Consider the following 21,880-nt stretch of genomic DNA (forward strand, 5'->3'; position numbering starts at 1 on the left):
GTCAGCAAAGCCACACCCCGCAAAGGGCCAAACAATTTGGCATTGACTATCAAGCACACTGTTGAGTTCTCAAACAACCGACGCACACCGCCAGATCCGCAACCATTCCGATCGCTTCACCGCCCGGGGCAGTTCCTCAAACTTACCAGATTCTTTCGGCCGATCAAATTCGCTTCCGTTCTCAGAACTGGAAGGAATTGCAACCTGCCTGCCGAATTCGGCGACCTCATCGAATCCGGGGAACACGAAGTCCCTCGGTCTTGCGATGTGGGTTTCAACCCCGGCGCGGCCACCCAACCGTTTCCGGTTGGTGTCCGTCTGCCCGTCGGGCTGACCTGGAGAACATTACACACGATCCCGCGTGTGCGCCAACTCAGCCGGGGTGGCCTGCGGCACAACGTGTTTCCGCAGGTCAGCGCGCATTTGAACAGATCATGAAGCGACATCGAACAGCGCTTGTGACGGGGGCCACGCCCATGGGGTGCAGGTTCCCGTCGCGCACGTCTCGACGGCTGTCCTTTGCCCCGCACCGCACCAGCATTTTCCGGTACCCGCGTTTCGCTCGCCTGTCGGCAGCCGAGTACTACCTTCGTGTCGTGACACGCGAGCGCACAGCGGCGTCCCCTGCCGCCCCCGAGACACCAACAGCACCGAGCAGCGCACCGAGCACTGCAGAGAGCACTGCGGGGAGCACGGCACCCCGCACGACCACGACGCGCCCCGGCGTCGTGCGCAGCGCGACCGTCAACGATGCGGCCGAAGCCGCGTGGCTCGCCGCCCTCACCTTCCCCCTCGCCTGCCCGCCCGAGGCGTCGCGGTCGGAGATGGCCACGCACATCGCGCACAAGCTGACCCTCCCGCAGTTTCGCGAGTGGGCCACCAGCGACAGGCATGCGCTGCTCGTGTACGACGACGGCAGCCAGCTGCTCGGCTATGCGCTCCTGATCCGCGGGACCCCTGAAGGTGTGGCCGAGGCCGACGCAGTCCGCGCGGCGAGCGGGCGCGGAGCCCCCTACGTCGAGCTGTCCAAGATCTACGTCCACCCAGAGGTGCAGGGGCGCGGCGTGGCGGGCGAGCTCATGCGGGCCGCCTCCGTCGTCGCGGCCGAGCTCGGCCCGGACCTGCCCTTCTGGCTGGCGACGAACGCGGCCAACCTGCGCGCCCAGGCCTTCTACCGCAAGAGCGGCTTCGAGGTGATCGGCAAGCGCACCTACCTCGTGGGTGGTCTGGAGCATGACGACGTCGTGCTCCTGCGGACCCGCCCGTAGGCAGGGCAGGCAAGCCCGGTCCGCTCAGCAGAAGGGTGTGGCCGACGCCGGACGGCGTCGGCCACACCCCTCACGCGCTCGCTCAGCAACGCTTACTCACATGCGCTCGCTCAGCGGCGCGCACTCACACGCGCTCGCTCAGCAGCCCTCACTCAGCAGCGCTTGCTCCGCAGCGAGCGGACCTCGACGTAGGAGCGCTGGGCGTTGCCGAACGAGTCGGCCGGGTAGCCCGGCGCCGGGACCGTCGCTGCGTTGTCCTGCTCCCAGACGCCGTGCCGCTGCCCCCCGCCCGGGAGCGCCGACAGGAACTCGGTGTACGGCAGGTCGCCGATCCCGAACTCCACCATGTCGTAGCCCGCGGAGCTCTCCGGGTTGACCTGCCCGTCCTTGAGGTGCAGGAGCGGGTACCGGTACGGGTTGCGCTTGATGTAGTCCACCGGCTCGAAGCCGGGGTACCGGTGCTGGCCCACGAAAGCCCAGAAGACGTCCATCTCGAGGAAGACGGTCCTCGGGTCGGTGTTGTCGTAGAAGACGTCGTAGAGGCGCACGTCGGGGTCGTCGGTGGCGAAGCTGAACTCCCCGTCGTGGTTGTGCTGGTAGAACTTCAGGCCGCGAGCGCGCGCCGCCGCGCCGAAGCCGTTGAACTGCTCGGCCGCGGCGAGGTACCCCGCGACCGTGCGGTCCCCGGTCGGGGCCTGGGCCGTGCCGATGTGCTTCATGCCCAGGATCTCGGCGTTGTCGAGCTCGAGCTCCATGTTGTTCGCGAAGTCCGAGATGCCGCGGTGCGACCCGACGGCGCGCAGGTCGTTGTCGTCCAGCAACTGCCGGATCTCCTGCGGGGTTATCGCCCCGACCTGGCCCTGCGTGTACCCGGCGAACTCGACCTCCTTGTACCCGATGGCCGAGAGGCGTTCGAACACGGCGCGGAAGCCGAGCGAGGACACCTTGTCCCGGATCGAGTACAGCTGGATGCCGATGTTGCCCGGCGGCACGAGCACGCGGCCCCCGCCGGCGGCCGTGGTGGCGGCGGCCGTCGTCGGGGTGAGCGTGGAAGCTGCGGCGCTGCCCGCGAGGGCCGCGCCGGCGAGCGACGCCGCGCCCACGGCCACGGTGCCGCCAGCCAGCCTCAGGAAGTTCCTGCGGTCGACGTCAGTGCGTGGTTCCATCACTGCTCTCCTTCGGTCCGAGCGGCCCCGGACGGGCCGGTCGAGTTCTGTTCGGCCGGCGGGGGCGTCCCGACGCCCTCGCCGACCATGGTCACCGTGTCGAGGTCGAGACCGCCGGTCGCCGTGATGTAGAGCGTCCCCGTGCGTTCGCGGTCGCGGAACGACAGCCCGACGTCGCGCCACGTGCGCGCGTTCACCTTGGCCGTCGCGAACGGCTTCGCCGTGGGCGAGCCCCAGCGCAGCTGGAGCGTGCCCCTGCCGCGTACCGACGCGGTGGCGCTGTTGATGCCGGACAGGCTCACCCGCTCCATGGCGAGCGAGTCCCGTTTGCCCAGGCCGGCCACGTACGCGCCGGCCGAGGCCGCCTCGTCCTCGACCACCTCGGCGCCCTCGAGCGTCGCGTGCTCGGCCTCCTGCAGCTTGGGGTTCAGGCGCAGCGTCGCCTCGCCCGCGGCGGGCGGCAGGCCGTTGGCCCCGTTATCGGTGTAGGTGATGACGACGGCGCCGTACAGGTGCGCGCCCGCGCCGTGCTCCGGGGAGTTGGGATCGGTCGGGAAGACGCCCGTGCAGCCCGTGCCCGACACCTCGGGGTGCGCGTGCTGGTCGTGGCCGAGGCCGTAGGACCAGGCGACCCGCGTGCAGACGGTCTCGGTGCCGTCCTCGGCGTCCTCGGTGGACACCTGGAACGGGACGTCGTCGCCCCAGTCGAAGAACCCGCCGTCGGCCGGGAGGTCGACGGTGATCTCGGGCGCCTGGTTGCCCACGCTGATCGACGTCGAGGTCAGCGTCCGCTTCCCGCTGCCGTCTGTGACGCGCAGGCGAGCCGTGTAGACGCCGAGCTCCGTGTAGGTGTGGGTGACCTCGGGGCCGGTCAGGTCGAAGGTGCCGTCACCGTCGACGTCCCACTCGTAGGTGAGCGCGTCGCCGTCCGGGTCGCTCGACGCGGACGCGTCGAACGCGACCTCCAGCGGTGCGGACGACGACGACTCCGGCGTGGCCGTGAACGACGCCTGCGGCGCCTTGTTCCCCTCCGCGTAGTCGATCCGGTACAGGCCCGCGTCCGGGTTGGCCCGGAAGAAGCCGTCGCCGTACTCGAGCACGTACAGGGAGCCGTCCGGACCGAACTCGAGGTCCATCGGGTTGTCGTTGATCGGCATGCCGGCGGCCTGCAGATCGGCGTTGGGGAAGAAGTTCTCGATCTCGCCGACCTCGAACGTGGACCAGTCCACGCTGAACGCCGCGTAGTAGTCCTGGGAGAACTCGCCGAAGAACGCCTTGCCGTCCCAGACCGAAGGGAGCTTGCCCGGCGCGGTGTTCTCCGCGTCGTAGTGGTAGACCGGGCCGCCCATCGGGGCCTGGCCGCTGCCCGACCCGAAGTTCACGAGCTCGTCGCGTGGCTGCTGACCCGGCTGGTCCCCGTAGTAGACGGTCGCCGCGCGGGACGGCGGCAGGTCGATCAGGCCCGTGTTCCACCGGGAGCTGTTCTGCGGTGCCGCGCAGTCGAAGAACTCGCGCGGCGTCGCGGTCTCGAAGTTCCACTCGTTGTAGGCAGCGTTCGGCCCGTGACAGTACGGCCAGCCGGAGTTGTGGGGGTCGTCGAGGCCGACGACGTTCCACTCCACGTAGCCCATCGGCCCACGGTCGGCGTTCGCCGCGGCGGCGTCGGGCCCGTAGTCGCCCCACGACAGGGAGCTGGTCTCCGGGTCCACCTCGATGCGGAACGGGTTGCGCACGCCCATCACGAAGATCTCGGGACGGGTGCCCTCGGTGCCCGGGGCGAACAGGTTGCCCTCGGGGATGTCGTAGGTGCTGCCCGCGCCCGGCGGGGCACCGGCCGGGATCTCGTCCTTCACGTCGATCCGCAGGATCTTGCCCCGCAGGTCGTTCGTGTTGCCCGCGCCGCGACGCGAGTCGAAGCCCGGGTTCATGTTCGGCGCGTCGTTGTTCGGGGCGTACCCGCTGGCGCCCGGCGTGCCGGCCGGGGTGTTGTCACCGGTCGACAGGTAGAGATAACCCTCGCCGTCGAAGTCGATGTCCGCGCCGACGTGGCAGCACTGTCCTCGCTGCGTCGTGACGTCCAGGATCGGCTGCTCCGACGCGGGGTCGAGGGCGTCGCCCGTCCAGGTGAACTTCGACAGGCGGTTCACGCCCAGCCACCGGTCCCAGTAGCTCGCGTCCTCGCCGGCGGGCAGGGTGTTGGGTGCGTTGCCCGTCGGCGTGTCCGTCTCGCCGTCGCCGTCGGCGTCCCGCGGCGCGTACACGAGGTAGACCTCGTTGCTCGTGGCGAAGTCCGGCGCCAGGGCTATGCCCTGCAGGCCGTCCTCCGAGTTCGCGTACACGTCGAGGGTGTTGACGACCCTGGTGACGCCCGTCGCCGGGTCGGTCAGGCGGACGTCGCCGTTGCGGGCCGTGTGGAGCACCCGCTGGTCGGGCAGCACCGCCATGTCGATCGGCTCACCGACGTCCTTGGTGAGCAGGATCTTCTCGTAGTTGGCCCAGTCGGTAGCGGCCGCGGCCGCGACGTCGTGGGCTTCGCCGTCGTGGGCGGACGCCGTCGGCGTGGCCACGAGTGCCGCCCCGACCAACGCGGTCGCGGCGAGCGCCGCGAACGCCGTCTGATGCCGCGCATGAGCGCGTGCCTGGATACTCTTCATCCGTGATGCAGCTCCTCGTCGAGTTGGTCACGCCGGCCGGGTCCCGTCCGCATCCCATTCGTGCGGGGCCCGGTCTTCTACTCCCGCGTCGTACGGCGACGCCGGGGTGGTGCAGGTTCGTTCCTGGTCGTACCTCCCTGTCAGCGGGTCGGCCGCGTCAGCGGGTCGAGGACGTCAGCGGGTCGAGAATGCGGCGTCGAACGCCGAGTCCGGCGCGTCGTACGCGTGCGAGCGCACGAACTCGAGCGCCTCGGGTGCGCCGACGAGGCGGTCCATGCCCGCGTCCTCCCACTCGACGGAGATCGGGCCGTCGTAGCCGATCGTGTTGAGCATCCGGAACGCGTCCTCCCAGGGGACGTCGCCGTGCCCGGTCGACACGAAGTCCCAGCCGCGGCGCGGGTCGGCCCACGGCAGGTGCGACGACAGGCGGCCGTTCCGGCCGTTCGTCATGCGCTTCTTCGTGTCCTTGCAGTCCACGTGGTAGATCCGGTCCTTGAAGTCCCAGAGGAAGCTGACCGGGTCCAGGTCCTGCCACACCATGTGGCTGGGGTCCCAGTTGAGGCCGAACGCCTCGCGGTGGCCGATCGCCTCGAGCGTCCGGACGGTGGTCCAGTAGTCGTAGGCGATCTCGCTGGGGTGCACCTCGTGGGCGAACCGGACGCCGACCTCGTCGAACACGTCGAGGATCGGGTTCCAGCGGTCGGCGAAGTCCTGGTAGCCGGCCTCGATCGCGGCGTCGGAGACCGGCGGGAACATCGCCACGTACTTCCAGATCGCGGAGCCGGTGAAGCCGATGACCGTCTTCACCCCGAGCTTGGCGGCGAGGCGGGCGGTGTTCTTCATCTCTTCCGCCGCGCGCTGTCGCACGCCCTCGGGATCGCCGTCGCCCCACACCCGGTCCGACACGATGTCGCGGTGCCGCTGGTCGATCGGGTCGTCACAGACGGCCTGGCCCTTGAGGTGGTTGGAGATCGCCCACACCTTCAGACCGTGCCGCTCCAGCAGGTCGAGGCGCCCGGCGACGTACTCGTCGTCGTCCCAGCGCCACGGGTCCAGGTGGTCGCCCCAGCAGGCCAGCTCGAGTCCGTCGTAGCCCCACTCCGAGGCGAGGCGTGCCACCTCCTCGAGCGGTAGATCGGCCCACTGGCCGGTGAACAGGGTGATCGGTCGTGCCATGGTTTCCTCCGTCGTAGGTGCCTGGTCGGGGGGCGGGGCGACGGCGGCTGGTACGCCACGCCGTCCCCCACGAAGTCGAGCCAGTTCACGTTGGACTGGCCCGCCGTCTGCACGAAGTACAGCTTCCCGGTGCCTTCTGGGACGTCGTGCAGCTCGGCGGTGACGTCGGTGTACACCTGCCAGTCGCCCGTGGCCGGCACCGTCACGCTGCCGACCTCCGGGCCGTCGGGCGCGCCCCAGCGCACCGAGATCGGCCCGCCGCCGCTCGGCGAGGCCGCGCGCAGCGTGACCGCGTCGATCCCGTGGAGGCTGAGCGGTTCGTAGGCCCACCAGTCGTCGGGCTCGATGAACCCGATGTTCTGGCCGCCGCCCGCGCTGTCGCCCGTGCCCTCGCGCTGCACGCCGGGGTCGCCGCCGCTGGTCGAGCCCGCGAGCCGGCCGGTGTCGGTGAAGAACTCGGCCTGGAGCCGCTTGGGCTGCAGCACCTGCAGGTCGCTGCCGGTGAGCGGGATGCCCACCGCGCCGCCGTCGTCCGGGAACGTGGCCTCCAGCGTCCAGAAGAGGTTCGCCTCGGCGTCGTGACCACCGTCCGCGGCCGTCTGCAGCACGCCCGTGCAACCGGTCAGCTCCTCGATGGGGTGCGAGTGCGCGTCGTGGCCCAGGGAGGTGTACAGCGTGACGTCGGCGCAGTCCACCGTCCCGTCCGGGTCGTCGACGGTTATCTCGTACTGGACCTGGTCGCCCCAGGCGAAGATGCCGCCGTCGTCCGGGAACGTGATGGACACCGTGGGTGCGGTGTTGCCGACGACTATCGTCACGTTGGCCACCCCGGTCCCGCCCGCGGCATCCGTCGCGGTGAGCTGAGCCGTGTACGACCCGTTCTCCGTGTAGGTGTGCGCCGGGTCCGCCTCGGTCGACGTCGTCCCGTCGCCGAAGTCCCAGTGCAGCGTGAGGGGCTCGCCGGCGGGGTGGCGGGTGCCCTCGGAGGAGAACTGCACGGCCAGCGGGGCCGCGCCGTCGGTCACGTCGGCCGAGGCCTGCGCGATCGGCGACGGGTTCCCCTGGCTGTAGTCCACCCGGTAGACCCCGCTGGTGTCGTTGTTGCCGCCGAAGCCGGAGCCCCAGTCGATGACGTACAGCGCGCCGTCGGGCCCGAAGTCCATGTCCATGGGCCGGTCGAAGCCCGCCGTGGGGTCCAGGACCCCGGGCAGCACCCGGTTGATGTCGACCAGGTCGTCCCGCTGGTCGCCGGCGAGCTGGAACGAGTAGACCTTGCCCTGGTTCCACTCGCCGAACAACGCCTTGCCGTCCCAGTAGGCCGGCCACTGCACGTCGGACTCGAGCTCCGAGTCGAAGTCGTAGACCGGCCCGCCCATCGGCGCGCCGCCGCCCCCGATCTCGGGGAAGTCCGGGTTGCCGCCGTAGCCGTACCAGACCTCCGCCTCCTGGGCGGGCGGCAGCTGGGTCAGGCCCGTGTTGCTCGGCGAGTCGTTGACGACGCCGCCCGCGCAGTCGAACGACGCACCGGACTCGCCGGTGGCGAAGTCGTAGTCGACGTACGCGTTGTTGGCGCCCGTGCAGTACGGCCAGCCGTAGAAGCCCGGCTCGCTGACCACGTTCCACTCGACGGTGCCAGCGGGCCCGCGGGCGGGGTCGGCAGCGCCCGCGTCGGGCCCGTAGTCGGCGACCAGGATGTTGTCGGTCGCCTGGTCCACGCCGATGCGGAACGGGTTGCGGAAGCCCATGGCGAAGATCTCGGGGCGCGTCAGCTCGGTCCCCGGCGCGAACATGTTGCCCTCGGGGATCGTGTACGAGCCGTCCCGCTCGGGGTGGATGCGCAGCACCTTGCCCCGCAGGTCGTTCGAGTTGGCCGCCGTGCGCTGCGCGTCGAAGTTCTCCCGGCCCGGCCGCTCGTCGATCGGGTCGTAGCCGCTCGACTCGAACGGGTCGGTGTTGTCCCCGGTCACGAGCACGAGGTTGCCCTGGGAGTCGAACTGCATGTCGCCGCCCGCGTGGCAGCACCGCTCGCGCTGCGTGGGAACCTTCAGGACCGCCGCCTCGCTCGCCGGGTCGATCGTCCCGGCCGCCGGGTCGTAGGTGAACCGCGAGACCCGGTTGTGCGGGCCGTCCTCGCCGACGTCCGCCGGCGACCAGTACAGGTAGACCCAGTGGTTCGTGGCGAAGCCGGGGTCGAGCACGATTCCCGTGAGGCCGTCCTCGTTGGCGAGCGTCACGTCCAGGGTCATGGCCGTGGTGGTCAGGTTCGTCTCCGGCGAGATCAGCTGCACCCGGCCGTCGCGTTCCACGTAGAACACCGTGCCGTCGGGCGCGACGTCGAGCATCATCGGGTTGGCCGTGTTCTCGTCCAGCGGCACCGTCTCGTAGCTCGCGTCCTGCGTCGCGTTGCAGTCCGAGTCGACGACGCCGGCGGCCGTCTGGATGCCGCCCAGCAGGTGCTCCTGGAACGCCGGCTCCGCGTACGACTCGTCCGTGTGCCCGCCGCCCGTGTACCAGGACCGGCCGCCGTCGTACACCTGGCACCAGGCGGTCGGGTGGTCGGCGCCCATCGCGCCCGAGCCGGGGTCGTAGCTGTCCTCGTCCAGGCTGGCCAGCACGTGCACGTCGCCACGCGGGTTGGACCGGAAGTTGTACCACTCGTCGTGCCGGTCCCAGCGGTCCGGCAGGTGCGCGGTGGAAGGGTGCGCGGGGTCCTCGACGTCGATCGTCGCGTCCTGGTTCGCCGGGTGGCTGAGGAAGTAGGCGCCCACCAGGTCGCCGTACCAGGGCCAGTCGTACTCGGTGTCCGACGCCGCGTGGATGCCCGCGTACCCGCCGCCACCCTGGATGTACCGCTCGAACGCGGCCTGCTGGCCGGCGTCGAGCACGTCGCCAGTGGTGGACAGGAAGACGACCACCTCGTAGTCGGCCAGGCCCTCGTCCGAGAAGACGCTCGGGTCCTCGGTGGCGGTGACCGTGAAGTCGTTCGCCGCGCCGAGCTGCGTGATCGCCTCGATGCCGACCGGGATCGAACCGTGCCGGAAGCCCGTCGTCCTGGAGAAGACGAGCGCGTCGAACGGTTCGGCATGGGCCGGCTTGTCAGGCTTCGGCGGCTTCGGTGGCTTCCCTGGCTTGTCGGGCTTCGCCGGGCTGCTCGCCGACCGGTCGGCGAGCCCGATGCTCGACGCCGTCTGGGGTGCCGCGGGCGGCTCGACCGCCGAGGCCAGCGCCGCCGGGATGCCGAGGGCGGCCACGGCAGCCGCCGCGACCGCCGTCCGCAGGACACGGCGGGTTCGTTGCACGTTTCTCACCTGGAGCTCCTCATTGAGTCGGGTCAGTTCTCGTGCGGTGGTGCCCAAAAGCTCAGGACGTCAGGGGCACCCACCCCCCGCCGCCCGCTGAGCTGCGCTCGACGGCGTCCAGCACCCGCTGGACCTGCAGGCCGTCGCTGAACGACGGCGTCGGCTGTCGCCCGACGGCCAGGTCGCCCATCAGGTCCACCACCTGGTGCGTGAACGCGTGCTCGTAGCCGAGGCCGTGGCCCGGCGGCCACCACGCGCCGCCGTACGGGTGCTCCGGCTCCGTGACGATGATCCGGCGGAAGCCGGCGGTCTGCGGAGCCTCCTCCGCGTCGTAGAAGTGCAGCAGGTTCATGTCCTCGAAGTCGAAGGCCAGCGAGCCCTTCGACCCGTTGACCTCCAGCCGGATCGCGTTCTTGCGGCCCCAGGCGAAGCGCGTCGCCTCGAAGCTCGCCAGCCCGCCACCCGACAGCCGCCCGAGGAACACCGCGGCGTCGTCCACCGTCACCTTGCCCGTGCGGCCGCCGTCGGCCACACCCGACAGGCCCGAGGACGACGCCGCCTCCGGGCGCTCGTGCACGAAGGTCTCGAGCAGGCCGCTCACCCCCGTGAGCGACTCGCCGGTGACGTACTGCGCCAGGTCCACCACGTGGGCGCCGATGTCGCCCAGGGCACCAGAGCCGGCCTTCTGCTTGTCGAGGCGCCAGGACATCGGCGCCTGCGGGTCCGCTATCCAGTCCTGCAGGTACTGCGCGCGCACGTGCCGCACCTGACCGATCCGGCCCTGCTCGACCAGCTGTCGGGCCAGGGCGATCGCGGGCACACGACGGTAGGTGAACCCCACCATCGCGAGCACGCCCCGCTCGGCCGCGGCCTCGGCGGCGGCGGCCATCGCCTCCGCCTCGGCCACGGTGTTGGCCAGCGGCTTCTCGCACAGGACGTGCTTGCCCGCCTCCAGCGCGGCGATCGCGATCTCGGCGTGCGTGTCGCCGGGCGTACAGACGTCGACCAGCCCGACGTCGTCCCTGGTCAGCAGCTCGCGCCACCCGGTGACGGCGTCGTCCCAGCCCAGGCGCTCGGCCGCGGCGCGGACCGCCGAGGCGTCCCGCCCCGCGACCGCGCGCATGCGCGGCACGAGCGGCAGGTCGAAGAACCGCGGCGCCGTGCGCCAGGCCTGCGAGTGCGCCGCACCCATGAACGCGTAGCCGGCCATGCCGACCCCGAGCTCGCTGCTCGTACCAGTACTCGTACCGCTACTCATACCGCGCCTCCCCCCACTGTTCGCTCACCTGCCGTGTCGCACGCCCGAGCGGGCGTCGTCCGATCCGTCACCGCGTCAGGAGTCGAAGCCGATGGGCAGGTACTCCTCGACGTTGTCCGCCGTGACGACGGGCGCGAAGAGCTGGACCGTGCGCGGCACGCCGATCGATGCGAGGTCGCTCACCGTCTTGTTCTGGGCGACCAGGCGGGCGAGCTTGACGCCGTCCGCGGCCTGGGTGGAGGGGTAGATGACGGTCGCCTGGACGACGCTGTCACCGGACTGGATCAGCTCCATCATGTTGCTGGACCCTGCGCCGCCCACGAGGAAGAACTCGTCGCGGCCGGCGTTCTCGATGGCGGCGAGCACGCCGACGCCCTGGTCGTCGTCGTGGTTCCAGATGGCGTCGATCTGGGGCTCGGCGGACAGCAGGTTCGCGGCCGCCTCCTCGCCACCCTCGACCGTGAAGTCGGCGGCGACGCGCGCGTCGACGTCGAGCCCGCAGTCGTCCAGGGCGTCCTTGAAGCCGTCACTGCGGTCGGTCGTCAGCGGCAGGGCATCGATACCGGCGATCTCCGCGACCACCGCGTCCGGGTTGTCACCCAGCTGCTCGCAGATGTAGGTACCCGCGCTCACGCCCATGCCGTAGTTGTCGCCCAGCACCGTGGAGCGGGCGGCGAACGGGCTGCTGAACTCGCGGTCCACGTTGATGACGGGGATGCCCGCCTCCATGGCCTCCAGTGCCACGTCCGTCAGGGCGGCGCCGTCGAACGGGAGGAGCACGATCGCGTCGACCCCCTGCTCGATGAAGCCCTCGATCTGGCTGATCTGCACGTTGACGTCGTTGGTGCCCTCGGCGACCTGAAGATCGACGTCCTCGTACTTCTCGGCCTCGGCCCGGGCCGCCGAGGTGATGGCGCCCATCCAGCCGTGGTCGGCGGCCGGGGCGGAGAACCCGATGACCACCTCGTCGCCGGGCTCGTCGTTCTCGGTCACCGTGACGGGGCCGGTGGCGGTCTCCTCGGTCTCGCGGGGCTCGTTGCTGGTGCAACCGGCGACGACGAGCGCGGTACACGCCACGGCGACGAGGGCGCCGGACACCCGGCGCGTGCGAACTGCGATAGACGAAGTCATGATGATCTCCCTTGATCCGGGGTGAAGCTGGTTGGCTGGCTGGGACACGTACTCGGTTGTGTGCTGGCGCCGGGATGACGGCGAGCTCATGTGCTCGTCGCCTTCTCACGCGAGGCGAACCACTGCTGCAGCAGCACGGCGACCACGATGATCGCGCCCTTGGCGATCGCCTGGACCGAGCTGTCGAGGTTGTTGAGGACGAAGATGTTGGTGAGCGTCGAGAAGATCAGGACGCCCAGGACGGTGCCGGTGATGGTGCCGCGGCCGCCGGCCAGCAGCGTGCCGCCCACGACGACCGCCGCGATGGCGTCCAGCTCGAGGAGCGTTCCGTGCGTCGAGGACCCGGCAGTGGTGCGGGCCAGCATGATCACGGCGCCGATTCCCGCCGTCAGCCCGGCGAGCCCGTACAGGTACAGGGTGTGCCGCTTGATCTTGATGCCCGCCAGGCGGGACGCCTCCGGGTTGCCACCCACCGCGACGGTGCGCCGTCCGAACGTCGTACGGTTCAGCAGGAACCACCCGGCGGCGGCGACCACGACGAAGATCCAGACGATCGTCGGCAGGCCCAGCGGGCGAGCCTGGAACACGTCGAAGAACGGCTCCACGTCGACGATCTGCGTGCGCCGTCCGGCGATGATCTCGGCGAGGCCGCGGGCCGCGGCCAGCATGGCGAGCGTCGCGATGAACGCCGGGACCTTGCCGTACGCGATGAGCGCGCCGTTCACCAGACCCGCGGCCAGGCCGACGGCCAGAGCGGTGACCACGATGACCCACCAGCCGTAGTCCTCGGCCATGTACTGGGTCGACAGGGTCGAGGCCCAGATCGATGCCAGGCCCAGCACCGCGCCCACCGACAGGTCGATGCCACCGGACGTGATGACGAAGGTCATGCCGATGCTCACCACGCCGGTCACTGCCGCGAGGCTGAGGATGGTGGTGAGGTTGCCGGGGCTCATGAATCGCTCGCCGGCGGTCACCGCTCCCACGACGACCAGGAGGATCAGGGCGAACACGAGGCCACCCATTCGCAGGGCTGGGCCCATGAGACCCGATCGTGCGCTCACGCGACACTTCCTTCCATGACCAGGTCGAGCACGGCGTGCTCGTCGATTTCGCGGGCCGGGCCCTCGTGGACCGCCTTGCCGTCGGAGATGACCAGCACGCGGTCCGCGAGGCCGAGCACCTCGGGGATCTCGCTGGACACGACGACCACGGCCGCGCCGTCGTCGGCCAGGCGGCGGATCAGGCTGTAGATCTCGGCGCGCGCGCCGACGTCGACGCCGCGGGTGGGCTCGTCGAGCAGGAGGACGCGGCAGCCGTGCACGAGCCAGCGGGCGAGCAGCGCCTTCTGCTGGTTGCCGCCCGACAGGGTGCGCGCGTTGCGGTCCACCGAGGCGGGCCGCAGGTCGAGCGCCTCGACCTGCTCACGCGCCGCGGCACGCTCGGCGCCCTCGTCGAGCAGTCCCCCGCGCGCGATACGCGCGAAGGTGGACAGGGTGATGTTGCGGTACACGGGCTCGTCCAAGAGCAGGCCCTGGCTCTTGCGCTCCTCGGGGCACAGGCCAACGCCTGCCGCGACGGCCGCGTCCACACCTGAACGCAGGCGCTTGCCGCCCACGCGCACGCTGCCCGACGTCGACCGCCGGGCCCCGTAGATCGTCTCCAGGATCTCGGAGCGGCCCGAACCGACCAGGCCCGCCAGGCCGACGATCTCGCCGGCCCGGACCGTGAGGGAAACGTCGTTGAAGACGTCGCCGAGCCCGAGGTCCTCGACCTCCAGGACGGGCGCGGCGCCCTCCGGGACGCCGGGGCGGTCGGGGAACGCGTACTCGACCGCGCGGCCCGTCATGAGCTTGATCAGGTCGTTCGTCGGCGTGTCCGCGACGAGGAGGCTCGTCGCGACGGTCCGGCCGTCCTTGAGCACGGTGATCCGGTCGCCGAGCTGCCGGATCTCCTCCAGCCGGTGCGAGATGTAGACGACGGCGACGCCGTCCGCGGTGAGCTCGCGCACGATGCGGTGGAGGTTGCCGACCTCCTCGGAGTCCAGCACGGCAGACGGCTCGTCCATGACGACGACGCGCGCGTCGCGCGACAGCGCCCGGGCCAGCGAGACGATCTGCTTGCCCGCGGCGGGCAGGCGGCCGACCTCGCGGTGCGGCGTGATCTCCGGGTGCCCGAGGCGCTGCATGATCTCGCGGGTACGACGCGCGGCGTCGGACCGGCGGCTGACGCCGCCCCGCGCGAGCTCGTGCCCGAGGTAGATGTTCTCGGCGACGGTCAGGCCGTCCACGACGTCGAGCTCCTGATAGATCGTCGCGATGCCGAGCTTCAGGGCTGCGACGGGGTCCGGGATGGTGACCGGCTCCTCATCGAGCAGGATCTCGCCCGCCGTTGGCTGGTGGGCCCCGGCCAGGATCTTGATCAGGGTGGACTTGCCTGCCCCGTTCTGGCCCAGCAGGCAGTGCACCTCGCCGGGGCGGACCTCGAGGTCCACGCCGTCGAGCGCTCGCGCGCCGGGGAATTCCTTCACGATGCCACGCATACGCAGCAGAGGCTCCACCGCCTCATGGGGGTCCGCATCGACCATGTATCGAACGTAGAGGGACTTTTGGCGATCGTCAAGCAAAAGTCGAGACTTTGTTGGCCATGATTGACTAGAGACATGGTGGAAGTGGCACGAGAAGTGGTCCAGCAGGTACCCAAGGTGTCCGGGGCGGGCGATATGTTCCAGCTCCTGCGCGACGGGCGACCCCGCACGCGAGCGGACCTCGCGGCCGTCACGGGGCAGGCGCGGTCGACGGTCGCGGCGCGCATCGACCTGCTCATGGCGGCGGGGCTCATCGCCCCGGCGGGCGAGGCGACGTCGACCGGCGGGCGGCCGCCCGCGACCTTCGCGTTCGCCCCGTCCGCCCAGGTCGTGCTGGGTGTCGACCTCGGTGCGACGCATGCGCGGCTCGCCGTGACCGACCTCGCCTCCAACATCCTGGCGCAGCGCGACCTGCCCCTGCTGATCACGGACGGGCCGGGTCCCGTGCTCGACCGGGTGGCCGAGACCGGTGCCGAGCTGCTGCGCGAGGCCGGCCGGTCCACCAGCGAGCTCGCCGGGGTCGGCGTCGGCCTGCCCGGGCCCGTGGAGCACGCCACCGGCAAGCCGAACAACCCGCCGATCATGCCGGGCTGGGACGACGCCGACGTCCCCGCGATCCTCGGCGCCCGGTTCCACGCGCCGGTGCTCGTGGACAACGACGTGAACATCATGGCCCTCGGCGAGCACCGGACGGCCTGGCCCGGCGTCGCCGACCTGCTGTTCGTCAAGGTCGCCACCGGTATCGGCGCCGGGATCATCGCCGACGGCGCGCTGCGGCGCGGCGCCCAGGGCTCCGCGGGCGACATCGGGCACGTCGCCGTCCCCGGCGTCACCGACATCGTGTGCCGGTGCGGCAACGTCGGGTGCCTGGAGGCCATCGCCAGCGGGCAGGCCGTCGCCAACAAGCTGGAGGGTGCGAAGACGCCCGCCGACGTCGTCGCGCTGGTGCGGTCGGGCGACGTCGCCGCGAGCCAGGCGGTCCGCCAGGCCGGCCGGGAGATCGGCGCGGTGCTCGCCACGAGCGTCAGCCTGCTCAACCCGTCGATGATCGTGATCGGCGGCATCCTGGCCGACGCCGGGGAGCACATCGTGGCCGGCATCCGCGAGGTGGTCTACCAGCGGTCCCTGCCCCTGGCGACCCAGCACCTGCGCATCGTCACGGCCCGCACCGGTACGCAGGCGGGTGTGCTCGGCGCGAGCGCCATGGCCGTGGACCAGGCGCTCTCCTCGGAGGCGGTAGACCGCCTGGTCGCCTGACCACGCACCCCTCCCCCGCCGAGATAGAACCAGGGCGAGATGGAACCCCAGTAACGCTGGGGTTCCATCTCGCCCTGGTTCTATCTCGGCAGGGTCAGTCCAGGTTCTTCACCCGGACGTCGCGGTAGTAGATCGTCTCCCCGCCCCCGTGGTTCTGGAGGCCCACGTACCCCTGGGCGAGGTCACGCGCAGGATCGGTGCTGACGAAGTCGTTCACCAGCACCCCGTTGAGGAGGACCTTGATGGTCTGCCCCACTACCCGGATCTCGTAGGAGTTCCAGGAGCCCGGCGGGTTCAGCGCCCGCTCCACGGCCTCCGGGTCCGCACCCTGGAAGGTGTAGATCGCCCCGGTGGTGCGGTCTGGCTCGTCGCTCGCGTCGACCTGGATCTCGTAGCCCTGGTTCACGGCGACCCACGGGTCGTTCCCCGGGTTCGGGAAGCCGACGAAGATGCCGCCGTTGTCGTCCTTCACGAGCTTCCAGTCCAGCTTGAGGCTGTACTGCCCCAGCTCCTGGCCCGTGTACCAGAGCAGACCCATTCCCCCGGTGCTGCGGATCGAGCAGTCGGCCTGGCGGCCGAACGAGCCGGCGCCCGCCAGGCGCCACCCGTCAAGGGACTCCAGGGTGCCGTCGAACAGGGCCTGGTAGCCCCGCTCGTAGCGCTCCGGGGTGCAGATGTCCGCGGCGCCGGCCCCGACCTTGAGAGCGTCGAGGTTGACGTTGCCGTCGTCGTCCTCGTCGTAGCGCAGGGTGATCGTGTTGACGCCCTTCTTCAGCGGCAGGTCGCGTGTGGCCGTGGCCCACGTCTTCCAGTCGCCCGTGGACTCCAGCGCCCACGGCTCGACCTCCTGGCCGTTGACCAGCACCGATACCTCCTTGGTGCCCTGGAACGGGTTGGGACCGTTCGAGTAGCGCAGGCTCACGGGCTGGGTGCCCGTGCGCTTGACGGTGATGGTGAAGGTCGCCGAGGCGCCCGGGCTCGTGAAGCCGGCCGCGAATCCGGAGCCCGAGTACCCGCTGTGCTCGGTGGCCACGTTCGCGGAGCCGCGGAGCGTCGCCTCCTCGGCCTCGTGATACCCGCGCTCGGCGGGGGCCGTGTAGCCCGGGATCGCGTTGAGCGTGTACCAGGCCTCGGTGTTCCACAGCTCGCGGCCCTCGGCGTCCGCGAACGGGCGCGGGCTGCGCAGATGCACCACGCGGCCGGGCTCGAGCCCGTCCACGGTGAGCGTGACCTTCGTACGGTCGCGGGAGACCTTGGCGCCCGCGACGAACAGCGGCCGCTCGTCGATCTTCGGCCCGCCGTAGGCGCGCGTGGGCACGTAACGCCAGTGGTCCATCCGGTACGCCGCGTTGGGGTTCTCGGCGATCTTGGCCACCGCCTCGTCCGACAGCGGCTGCGTGTACTCGACCACGAACCCGTTCGTGATGGCGCGCATCTCGGTCATGTCGAAGGCGTCCTCGCCGTTCGGCACGAGCTTCTGCAGGCCGTAGCGCAGCTTGCCCGGCTCGCTCCAGTTACCGCCCTCGCCGATGCCGCCCACGTACAGGGCGCCGTCGGGCCCGACGACGGTGCGGTTGACGCCCGCCTCCAGACCGGCCGAGTGCCGGAACACCGCGCCCTGGTACTCGCCGTCGACCTGCTCCAGGAAGCCGCGCTGCAGGCCGCCGTAGGTGACGTCACCGAACACCAGCTGGCCCTCGTAGGGACCCTCCTCCAGCAGCACCGGCGCGCTCGGCGAGTTGCCGATCTCGTTCTGCGGCACCCACAGGGCCGGCGCCGACACGGGCTCGGCGTCGTACGGGCCCGAGGGGTTGGTGAAGTGGTTGAAGAACTTGCCCTCCTCGATGTGCACCAGCTTGGAGCTGGGCAGCCAGGCACCCTGGTTGTCCATCACGAACATCTCGCCGTCCGGGCCCTTGACCATGCCGTTGGGCGTGCGCAGACCGCCGGCGACGTACTCGACCTCACCGGTCCTGCGGTCGATCCGGATGGCCGTGCCGCGGTTCTCGGCGGGCTGCGGGTCCGTGGTGGCACCGCCGTTGTTGATGGCCACCGACAGGTTGACGTAGAAGTAATTCCTGTCGTGCAGCAGGCCGAAGGCGAACTCGTGGAAGTTGCCGCCGAACGGCCACTCGGCCACGGTGCGGTGGTCGTCGTAGAAGCCGTCGCCGTCGGGGTCGGTGAGCTCGGTGAGCTTGTCGCGCTCGGAGACGTAGATCGACTCCCCGATCACGGCCACGCCCATCGGGTTGAACAGGTCGGTGGCGACCTTCTCGACGGTGACCTGGTCCTTGGAGGTGTCACCGGTGACGTTGTCGAGCAGGAAGACCTCGCCCGGCTCCGGGTCCTCGACCCAGCCGCCGGGGCTCACCGAGCCGGACGTGAGCACGGCGAGGCGGTCGTCGTCGGTCCAGTCGAGTCCGGCGACCATGGGCTCGAAGCCCTCGGGTCGCAGGTCGGTGAGGGTGTAGCCCGGGTAGACGGAGTCGAGGCGCATGCCGTCGCCCGCCGACTCGTCCTGGCCCTCGCAGTACTTGGTGCCCGGGGCCGTAACGCGTACGACGCCGGCCTCGGTGCTCAGCACGCTCTGCGGGACGACGACGAAGTCGGTGGCACCCGGCGGCCGCCACTCGAGCCGGAGCACGTTGTCGCCCCCGTTCTCGAAGTACTCCACGCGCAGGTCGTGGAACCCGGCCTCGAGAGCTACGGTGCCCTCCTTCGGCTCCGCCCCGTGCAGGCCGTCATGGTCGATGACGACTTGGTCGTCGATGACCAGGCGCGAGCCGTCGTCGCTGGTGAGCCGGAACTCGTAGTTGCCGGCTGCCGGGACGTCCAGGTTGGCGAGCGCGTGGGCGATGAAGTGTTCGCTCATCCCGAAGTCCGCGTCCGTCGCGTAGTCGATGGTCGGGGCGAGCCGGTCGACGTTCGGGGTCTGACCCGAGCGGAGCGTGCACAGCTCGCTGAGATCGCGAGCCAGGTCGTAGGTGCGGAGGGTGACGCCTGGTTCCTGGGGCGGCAGATCGTCCGCCGCCGTCGCGGCGGGGACCGTCCCGGCCAGCATCACCGCTGTCAGTGCCACGGCGGTCGCGCCTGCGGCTGCCTGTCTCGTGCGGGAATTGGTTCCACGTTGTCGCATGAGCTCTCCTCGGTCGGCGTTGACCTTGCGGCTAGAACCTACGAGGACTTCTGTCGGACGTCAAGCAAAAGTTGTCAGGAGATCATCGTTATGTTTGGAGCAGCGGTCCGGTCCAACGAACTCGGGGCCGAACCGCAGACGGCGAGTCCAAACAAGAGCTCAGGGACGCACAGCTTTCTGCTCGGCCGCCGGATAGACCCACAACTTGCTGTCGGTTCGGCGAGACCCGGGAGGCCGCCGAACCGCAACTCCCGAGTCGCGGCGAGCGCCGAACCGCCGGATCCGCGTCCAACAGGGCGCTCGTGGACGTACAACTTTCGGCTCGGCTGCCGGATGGACCGGCATCTTGCGGTTCGGGCGCGGTGGGGTGTCATCAGCTTGGGGTACCGATCCGGGCTGGATTCGGTACCCCAAGTCGTTCTCGAAGCGGTCCCCCGCGATCGCCGGCGATTACAGCGCTTCCGGGCCGCCCTCCAGCAGCAGCTTGAAGCCGTCCTCGTCGAGGGTCGGGATCTCCAAGGCCTCGGCCTTGGCCGCCTTGGACCCCGCGTTCTCCCCCAGCACCACGTAGTCGGTCTTCTTCGAGACCGATCCGGCGGACTTGCCGCCCGCGGCAATGATCGCTTCCTTGGCACCGTCGCGCGTGAAGTCCACCAGCGAGCCGGTGACCACGACGGTCAGGCCGGCCAGCGGGCCGGTGGGCTCGGTGTCCGTCTCGGCCATCACCGCGGGGCCGGGATGCCCCGGGGTGGCGAGCTGCACGCCCGCCGCGCGCCACGCCGCGAGGATCCCCTGGTGCCAGTCCACCTCGAGCCACGCCTTGATCTCGGCGGCGATCACGGGCCCCACGCCCTCGACGGCCGCCAGCTCCTCCTCCGACGCCGCCTCGATCGCGTCCACCGACCCGAACCAGCCCGCGAGCGCCCGCGCCGCGACCGGACCGACGTGCCGGATGTTCAGCGAGACGAGCATGCGCCAGAGGTCTTTCGTCTTTGCGCGCTCCAGCTCTTCGAGGAGCTTGGTCGCGTTCGCCGACGGTGCCCACTCCGGCAGGGTCTCGCCGGACTCCTCGGCGGCGAGGCGCTGCGCCTTGCCGTACAAGAGCTTGCGCCGGAACGGGGTTCGGTGCCGCACCACGCCGTCGTCGTCCATCTTGGGGAGGCCGGTCTCGGCGTCGCGGACGACAGCCTCGATCGGAAGGAGCTGGTCGAGCGTGAGCGAGAACAGCTCGGCCTCCGTGACCAGGGGCGGCGTGTCCGGCACGTCGGGCTGGGTGAGCGCCGCGGCGGTGACCTCGCCGAGCGCCTCGATGTCGAGGCCGCCGCGCGAGCCGATGTGCTCGACCCGTCCACGCACCTGCGCGGGGCAGGACTCCGCGTTGGGGCAGCGCAGGTCGACGTCGGCCTCCTTCATGGGGCGCAGGGGCGTGCCGCACTCGGGGCAGTTCGCGGGCATGACGAAGTCCTCGCGCGGGTAGCCGTCGCCCGCCAGGGCCGTCACCGGCCCGAGGATCTCGGGGATGACGTCGCCCGCCTTGCGCAGCACCACGACGTCGCCGATGCGTACGCCCTTGGCCTTCACCACGTCCTGGTTGTGCAGCGTCGCCTGGCGCACGGTGGAGCCCGCGACCTTGACCGGCTCCATCACCGCGTACGGGGTGGCGCGGCCGGTGCGGCCCACACCGATCTGGATGGCGAGCAGCCGGGTGTTGACCTCCTCCGGCGGGTACTTGAAGGCGATGGCCCAGCGCGGCGCGCGGCTGGTCGAGCCCAGCCGGCGCTGCTGCTCCAGGGCGTCGACCTTGAGGACGATGCCGTCGAGCTCGTGCTCGATGTCGTGCCGGTGCTCACGGAAGTACTCGATCATCTCCAGGGCGCCGTCCAGACCGTCGACCACCCGGTTGTGCGGGGAGACGGGGATACCCCACTGCGTGAACAGGACGTAGGCGTCGGACTGCCGCTCCAGCTCCGCGTGCTGCCCCGCCTCCCACTGCAGGGCGCCCACGCCGTGCGCGTACATGCGCAGGCCCTCGACGCGGGCGACGCCCGCCTCCAGCTCGAGCCCGTCCTTGTTCTCCAGCAGCTGCCGCAGGCCGCCTGCCGCAGCGTTACGCGGGTTGGCGAACTGCGGGAACCGGCGGAGCGCGGCGATGCGCGCTCGCTCCACGTCGAACTCCTTGCCACCGGCGTGCCTTCCGGAACGCTCCCGTGCCTCGTCGACGACCCGCTCGCGAAGCTGCCCCTGCAGCTCGTTGAGCCGCGCGAACGTGGCCACCGGGATGAACACCTCGCCGCGCACCTCGACCACGTCGGGATGGTCCTCGCCGGAGAGCTGCTGGGGGATCTCAGCGATCCGGAGCACGTTGCGCGTCACGTCCTCGCCCGCGCGGCCGTCGCCACGGGTCACGCCGCGGACCAGGCGACCCTTCTCGTACACCAGGGAGATCGCCAGACCGTCGATCTTGACCTCGCACAGGAGGCCAGGGGTATCGGTGCCGAGGTCGCGGTGCACCTTGTCCGCCCACACCCCGAGCTCCTCGGTGCTGAAGGCGTTGTCGAGCGACAGCATGCGCTCGATGTGCTCGACCGTGGCGAAGCCCGCCGTCGCCACGCCGCCCACGCTCTGCGTCGGGGACTCCGGTGTCACCAGCGCGGGGTGGGCCGCCTCGAGCGCCTGCAGCTCGCGCATCCGCGCGTCGTACTCGGCGTCCGAGGACACGGGGGCGTCGTCCTCGAAGTACGCTCGCCGGTCCTCCTCGATCATGGCGACCAGCTCAGCCCATCGGCGTTGCGCCGCCGCTTCGTCGCCCGTCTCGGCCGGTCCCAGGATGCCTGTCGTCTCGCTCACAGACACAATCATGGACTGAACCACTGACATCCGAGCGGTCACCCGCGGAAGCTTGCGCCGAAGAGGCTGCCGACCTGGGCATTCGCCCCGATCCGCACCTA

General features: G+C 70.6%; 12 protein-coding genes and 1 pseudogene. 3 read left to right on the plus strand and 10 right to left on the minus strand.

What is annotated here, in order from left to right:
* Positions 1-438, plus strand: a 438-nt coding sequence (locus C8K30_RS31420) for a hypothetical protein (RefSeq protein ID WP_233257456.1), incomplete at its 5' end; no start/stop codon positions are given.
* 158 nt (positions 439-596) lie between these two features.
* On the plus strand, positions 597-1,268 hold the full coding sequence (locus C8K30_RS25595; protein ID WP_233257457.1) for a GNAT family N-acetyltransferase: 672 nt from the start codon (positions 597-599) through the stop codon (positions 1,266-1,268).
* A 152-nt stretch (positions 1,269-1,420) separates the two neighbouring features.
* Here C8K30_RS25595 and C8K30_RS25600 read toward each other — a convergent pair whose 3' ends face one another.
* The 8 genes and pseudogenes from C8K30_RS25600 to C8K30_RS25635 all read right to left on the minus strand — a co-directional run bounded on the left by C8K30_RS25600 (position 1,421) and on the right by C8K30_RS25635 (position 14,539).
* On the minus strand, positions 1,421-2,434 hold the full coding sequence (locus tag C8K30_RS25600) for a sugar phosphate isomerase/epimerase (RefSeq protein ID WP_108495739.1): 1,014 nt from the start codon (positions 2,432-2,434) through the stop codon (positions 1,421-1,423).
* Entirely contained in the window at positions 2,434-5,088 is a 2,655-nt protein-coding gene (locus tag C8K30_RS25605) for a PQQ-dependent sugar dehydrogenase (RefSeq protein WP_108495740.1), read from the minus strand. Before C8K30_RS25605 ends, C8K30_RS25600 begins: the two co-directional genes overlap by 1 nt.
* 174 nt (positions 5,089-5,262) lie before the next feature.
* Positions 5,263-6,264: a sugar phosphate isomerase/epimerase gene (locus C8K30_RS25610; protein ID WP_108495741.1), complete on the minus strand. Its 1,002-nt coding sequence runs from the start codon at positions 6,262-6,264 to the stop codon at positions 5,263-5,265.
* Positions 6,265-6,344: 80 nt separating this feature from the next.
* Positions 6,345-9,572: pseudogene (locus tag C8K30_RS25615) on the minus strand (ThuA domain-containing protein); the annotation flags it as partial.
* Positions 9,573-9,624: 52 nt separating this feature from the next.
* Entirely contained in the window at positions 9,625-10,821 is a 1,197-nt protein-coding gene (locus C8K30_RS25620; protein WP_233257458.1) for a Gfo/Idh/MocA family protein, read from the minus strand.
* Positions 10,822-10,896: 75 nt separating this feature from the next.
* Complete coding sequence (locus C8K30_RS25625) at positions 10,897-11,952, minus strand: substrate-binding domain-containing protein (RefSeq protein ID WP_108495743.1); 1,056 nt, start codon at positions 11,950-11,952, stop codon at positions 10,897-10,899.
* 86 nt (positions 11,953-12,038) lie between these two features.
* Complete coding sequence (locus C8K30_RS25630; RefSeq protein ID WP_233257483.1) at positions 12,039-12,995, minus strand: ABC transporter permease; 957 nt, start codon at positions 12,993-12,995, stop codon at positions 12,039-12,041.
* A 17-nt stretch (positions 12,996-13,012) separates the two neighbouring features.
* Complete coding sequence (locus C8K30_RS25635) at positions 13,013-14,539, minus strand: sugar ABC transporter ATP-binding protein (protein ID WP_108495745.1); 1,527 nt, start codon at positions 14,537-14,539, stop codon at positions 13,013-13,015.
* 75 nt (positions 14,540-14,614) lie between these two features.
* Between C8K30_RS25635 and C8K30_RS25640 the strand changes: the two genes are divergently transcribed.
* Positions 14,615-15,796 (plus strand): ROK family protein, encoded by a 1,182-nt coding sequence (locus C8K30_RS25640; protein ID WP_199230705.1) that lies wholly within the window; start codon positions 14,615-14,617, stop codon positions 15,794-15,796.
* Positions 15,797-15,890: 94 nt separating this feature from the next.
* On the opposite strand, the gene C8K30_RS25645 is transcribed toward C8K30_RS25640, so the two are convergent.
* Both C8K30_RS25645 and ligA read right to left on the minus strand, forming a co-directional pair.
* Positions 15,891-18,875, minus strand: coding sequence for a family 16 glycoside hydrolase (locus tag C8K30_RS25645; protein WP_199230706.1), 2,985 nt, complete (start codon positions 18,873-18,875; stop codon positions 15,891-15,893).
* Between the two features lie 507 nt (positions 18,876-19,382).
* Positions 19,383-21,791, minus strand: a complete 2,409-nt coding sequence (gene ligA, locus C8K30_RS25650; protein WP_108495747.1) for an NAD-dependent DNA ligase LigA — start codon at positions 21,789-21,791, stop codon at positions 19,383-19,385.
* Between the last annotated feature and the right edge of the window lie 89 nt (positions 21,792-21,880).

Origin of the sequence: Promicromonospora sp. AC04, assembly GCF_003058225.1 — a bacterium.
Taxonomy (GTDB): domain Bacteria; phylum Actinomycetota; class Actinomycetes; order Actinomycetales; family Cellulomonadaceae; genus Promicromonospora.

Excerpts from the sequence above, each read along its gene's own strand:
- C8K30_RS25600 (WP_108495739.1), bottom strand. The coding sequence starts at position 2,434 with ATGGAACCACGCACTGACGTCGACCGCAGGAACTTCCTGAGGCTGGCT.
- C8K30_RS25605 (WP_108495740.1), bottom strand. The coding sequence starts at position 5,088 with ATGAAGAGTATCCAGGCACGCGCTCATGCGCGGCATCAGACGGCGTTC.
- C8K30_RS25610 (WP_108495741.1), bottom strand. The coding sequence starts at position 6,264 with ATGGCACGACCGATCACCCTGTTCACCGGCCAGTGGGCCGATCTACCG.
- C8K30_RS25620 (WP_233257458.1), bottom strand. The coding sequence starts at position 10,821 with ATGAGTAGCGGTACGAGTACTGGTACGAGCAGCGAGCTCGGGGTCGGC.
- C8K30_RS25625 (WP_108495743.1), bottom strand. The coding sequence starts at position 11,952 with ATGACTTCGTCTATCGCAGTTCGCACGCGCCGGGTGTCCGGCGCCCTC.
- C8K30_RS25630 (WP_233257483.1), bottom strand. The coding sequence starts at position 12,995 with ATGGGCCCAGCCCTGCGAATGGGTGGCCTCGTGTTCGCCCTGATCCTC.
- C8K30_RS25635 (WP_108495745.1), bottom strand. The coding sequence starts at position 14,539 with ATGGTCGATGCGGACCCCCATGAGGCGGTGGAGCCTCTGCTGCGTATG.
- C8K30_RS25640 (WP_199230705.1), top strand. The coding sequence starts at position 14,615 with ATGGTGGAAGTGGCACGAGAAGTGGTCCAGCAGGTACCCAAGGTGTCC.
- ligA (WP_108495747.1), bottom strand. The coding sequence starts at position 21,791 with ATGATTGTGTCTGTGAGCGAGACGACAGGCATCCTGGGACCGGCCGAG.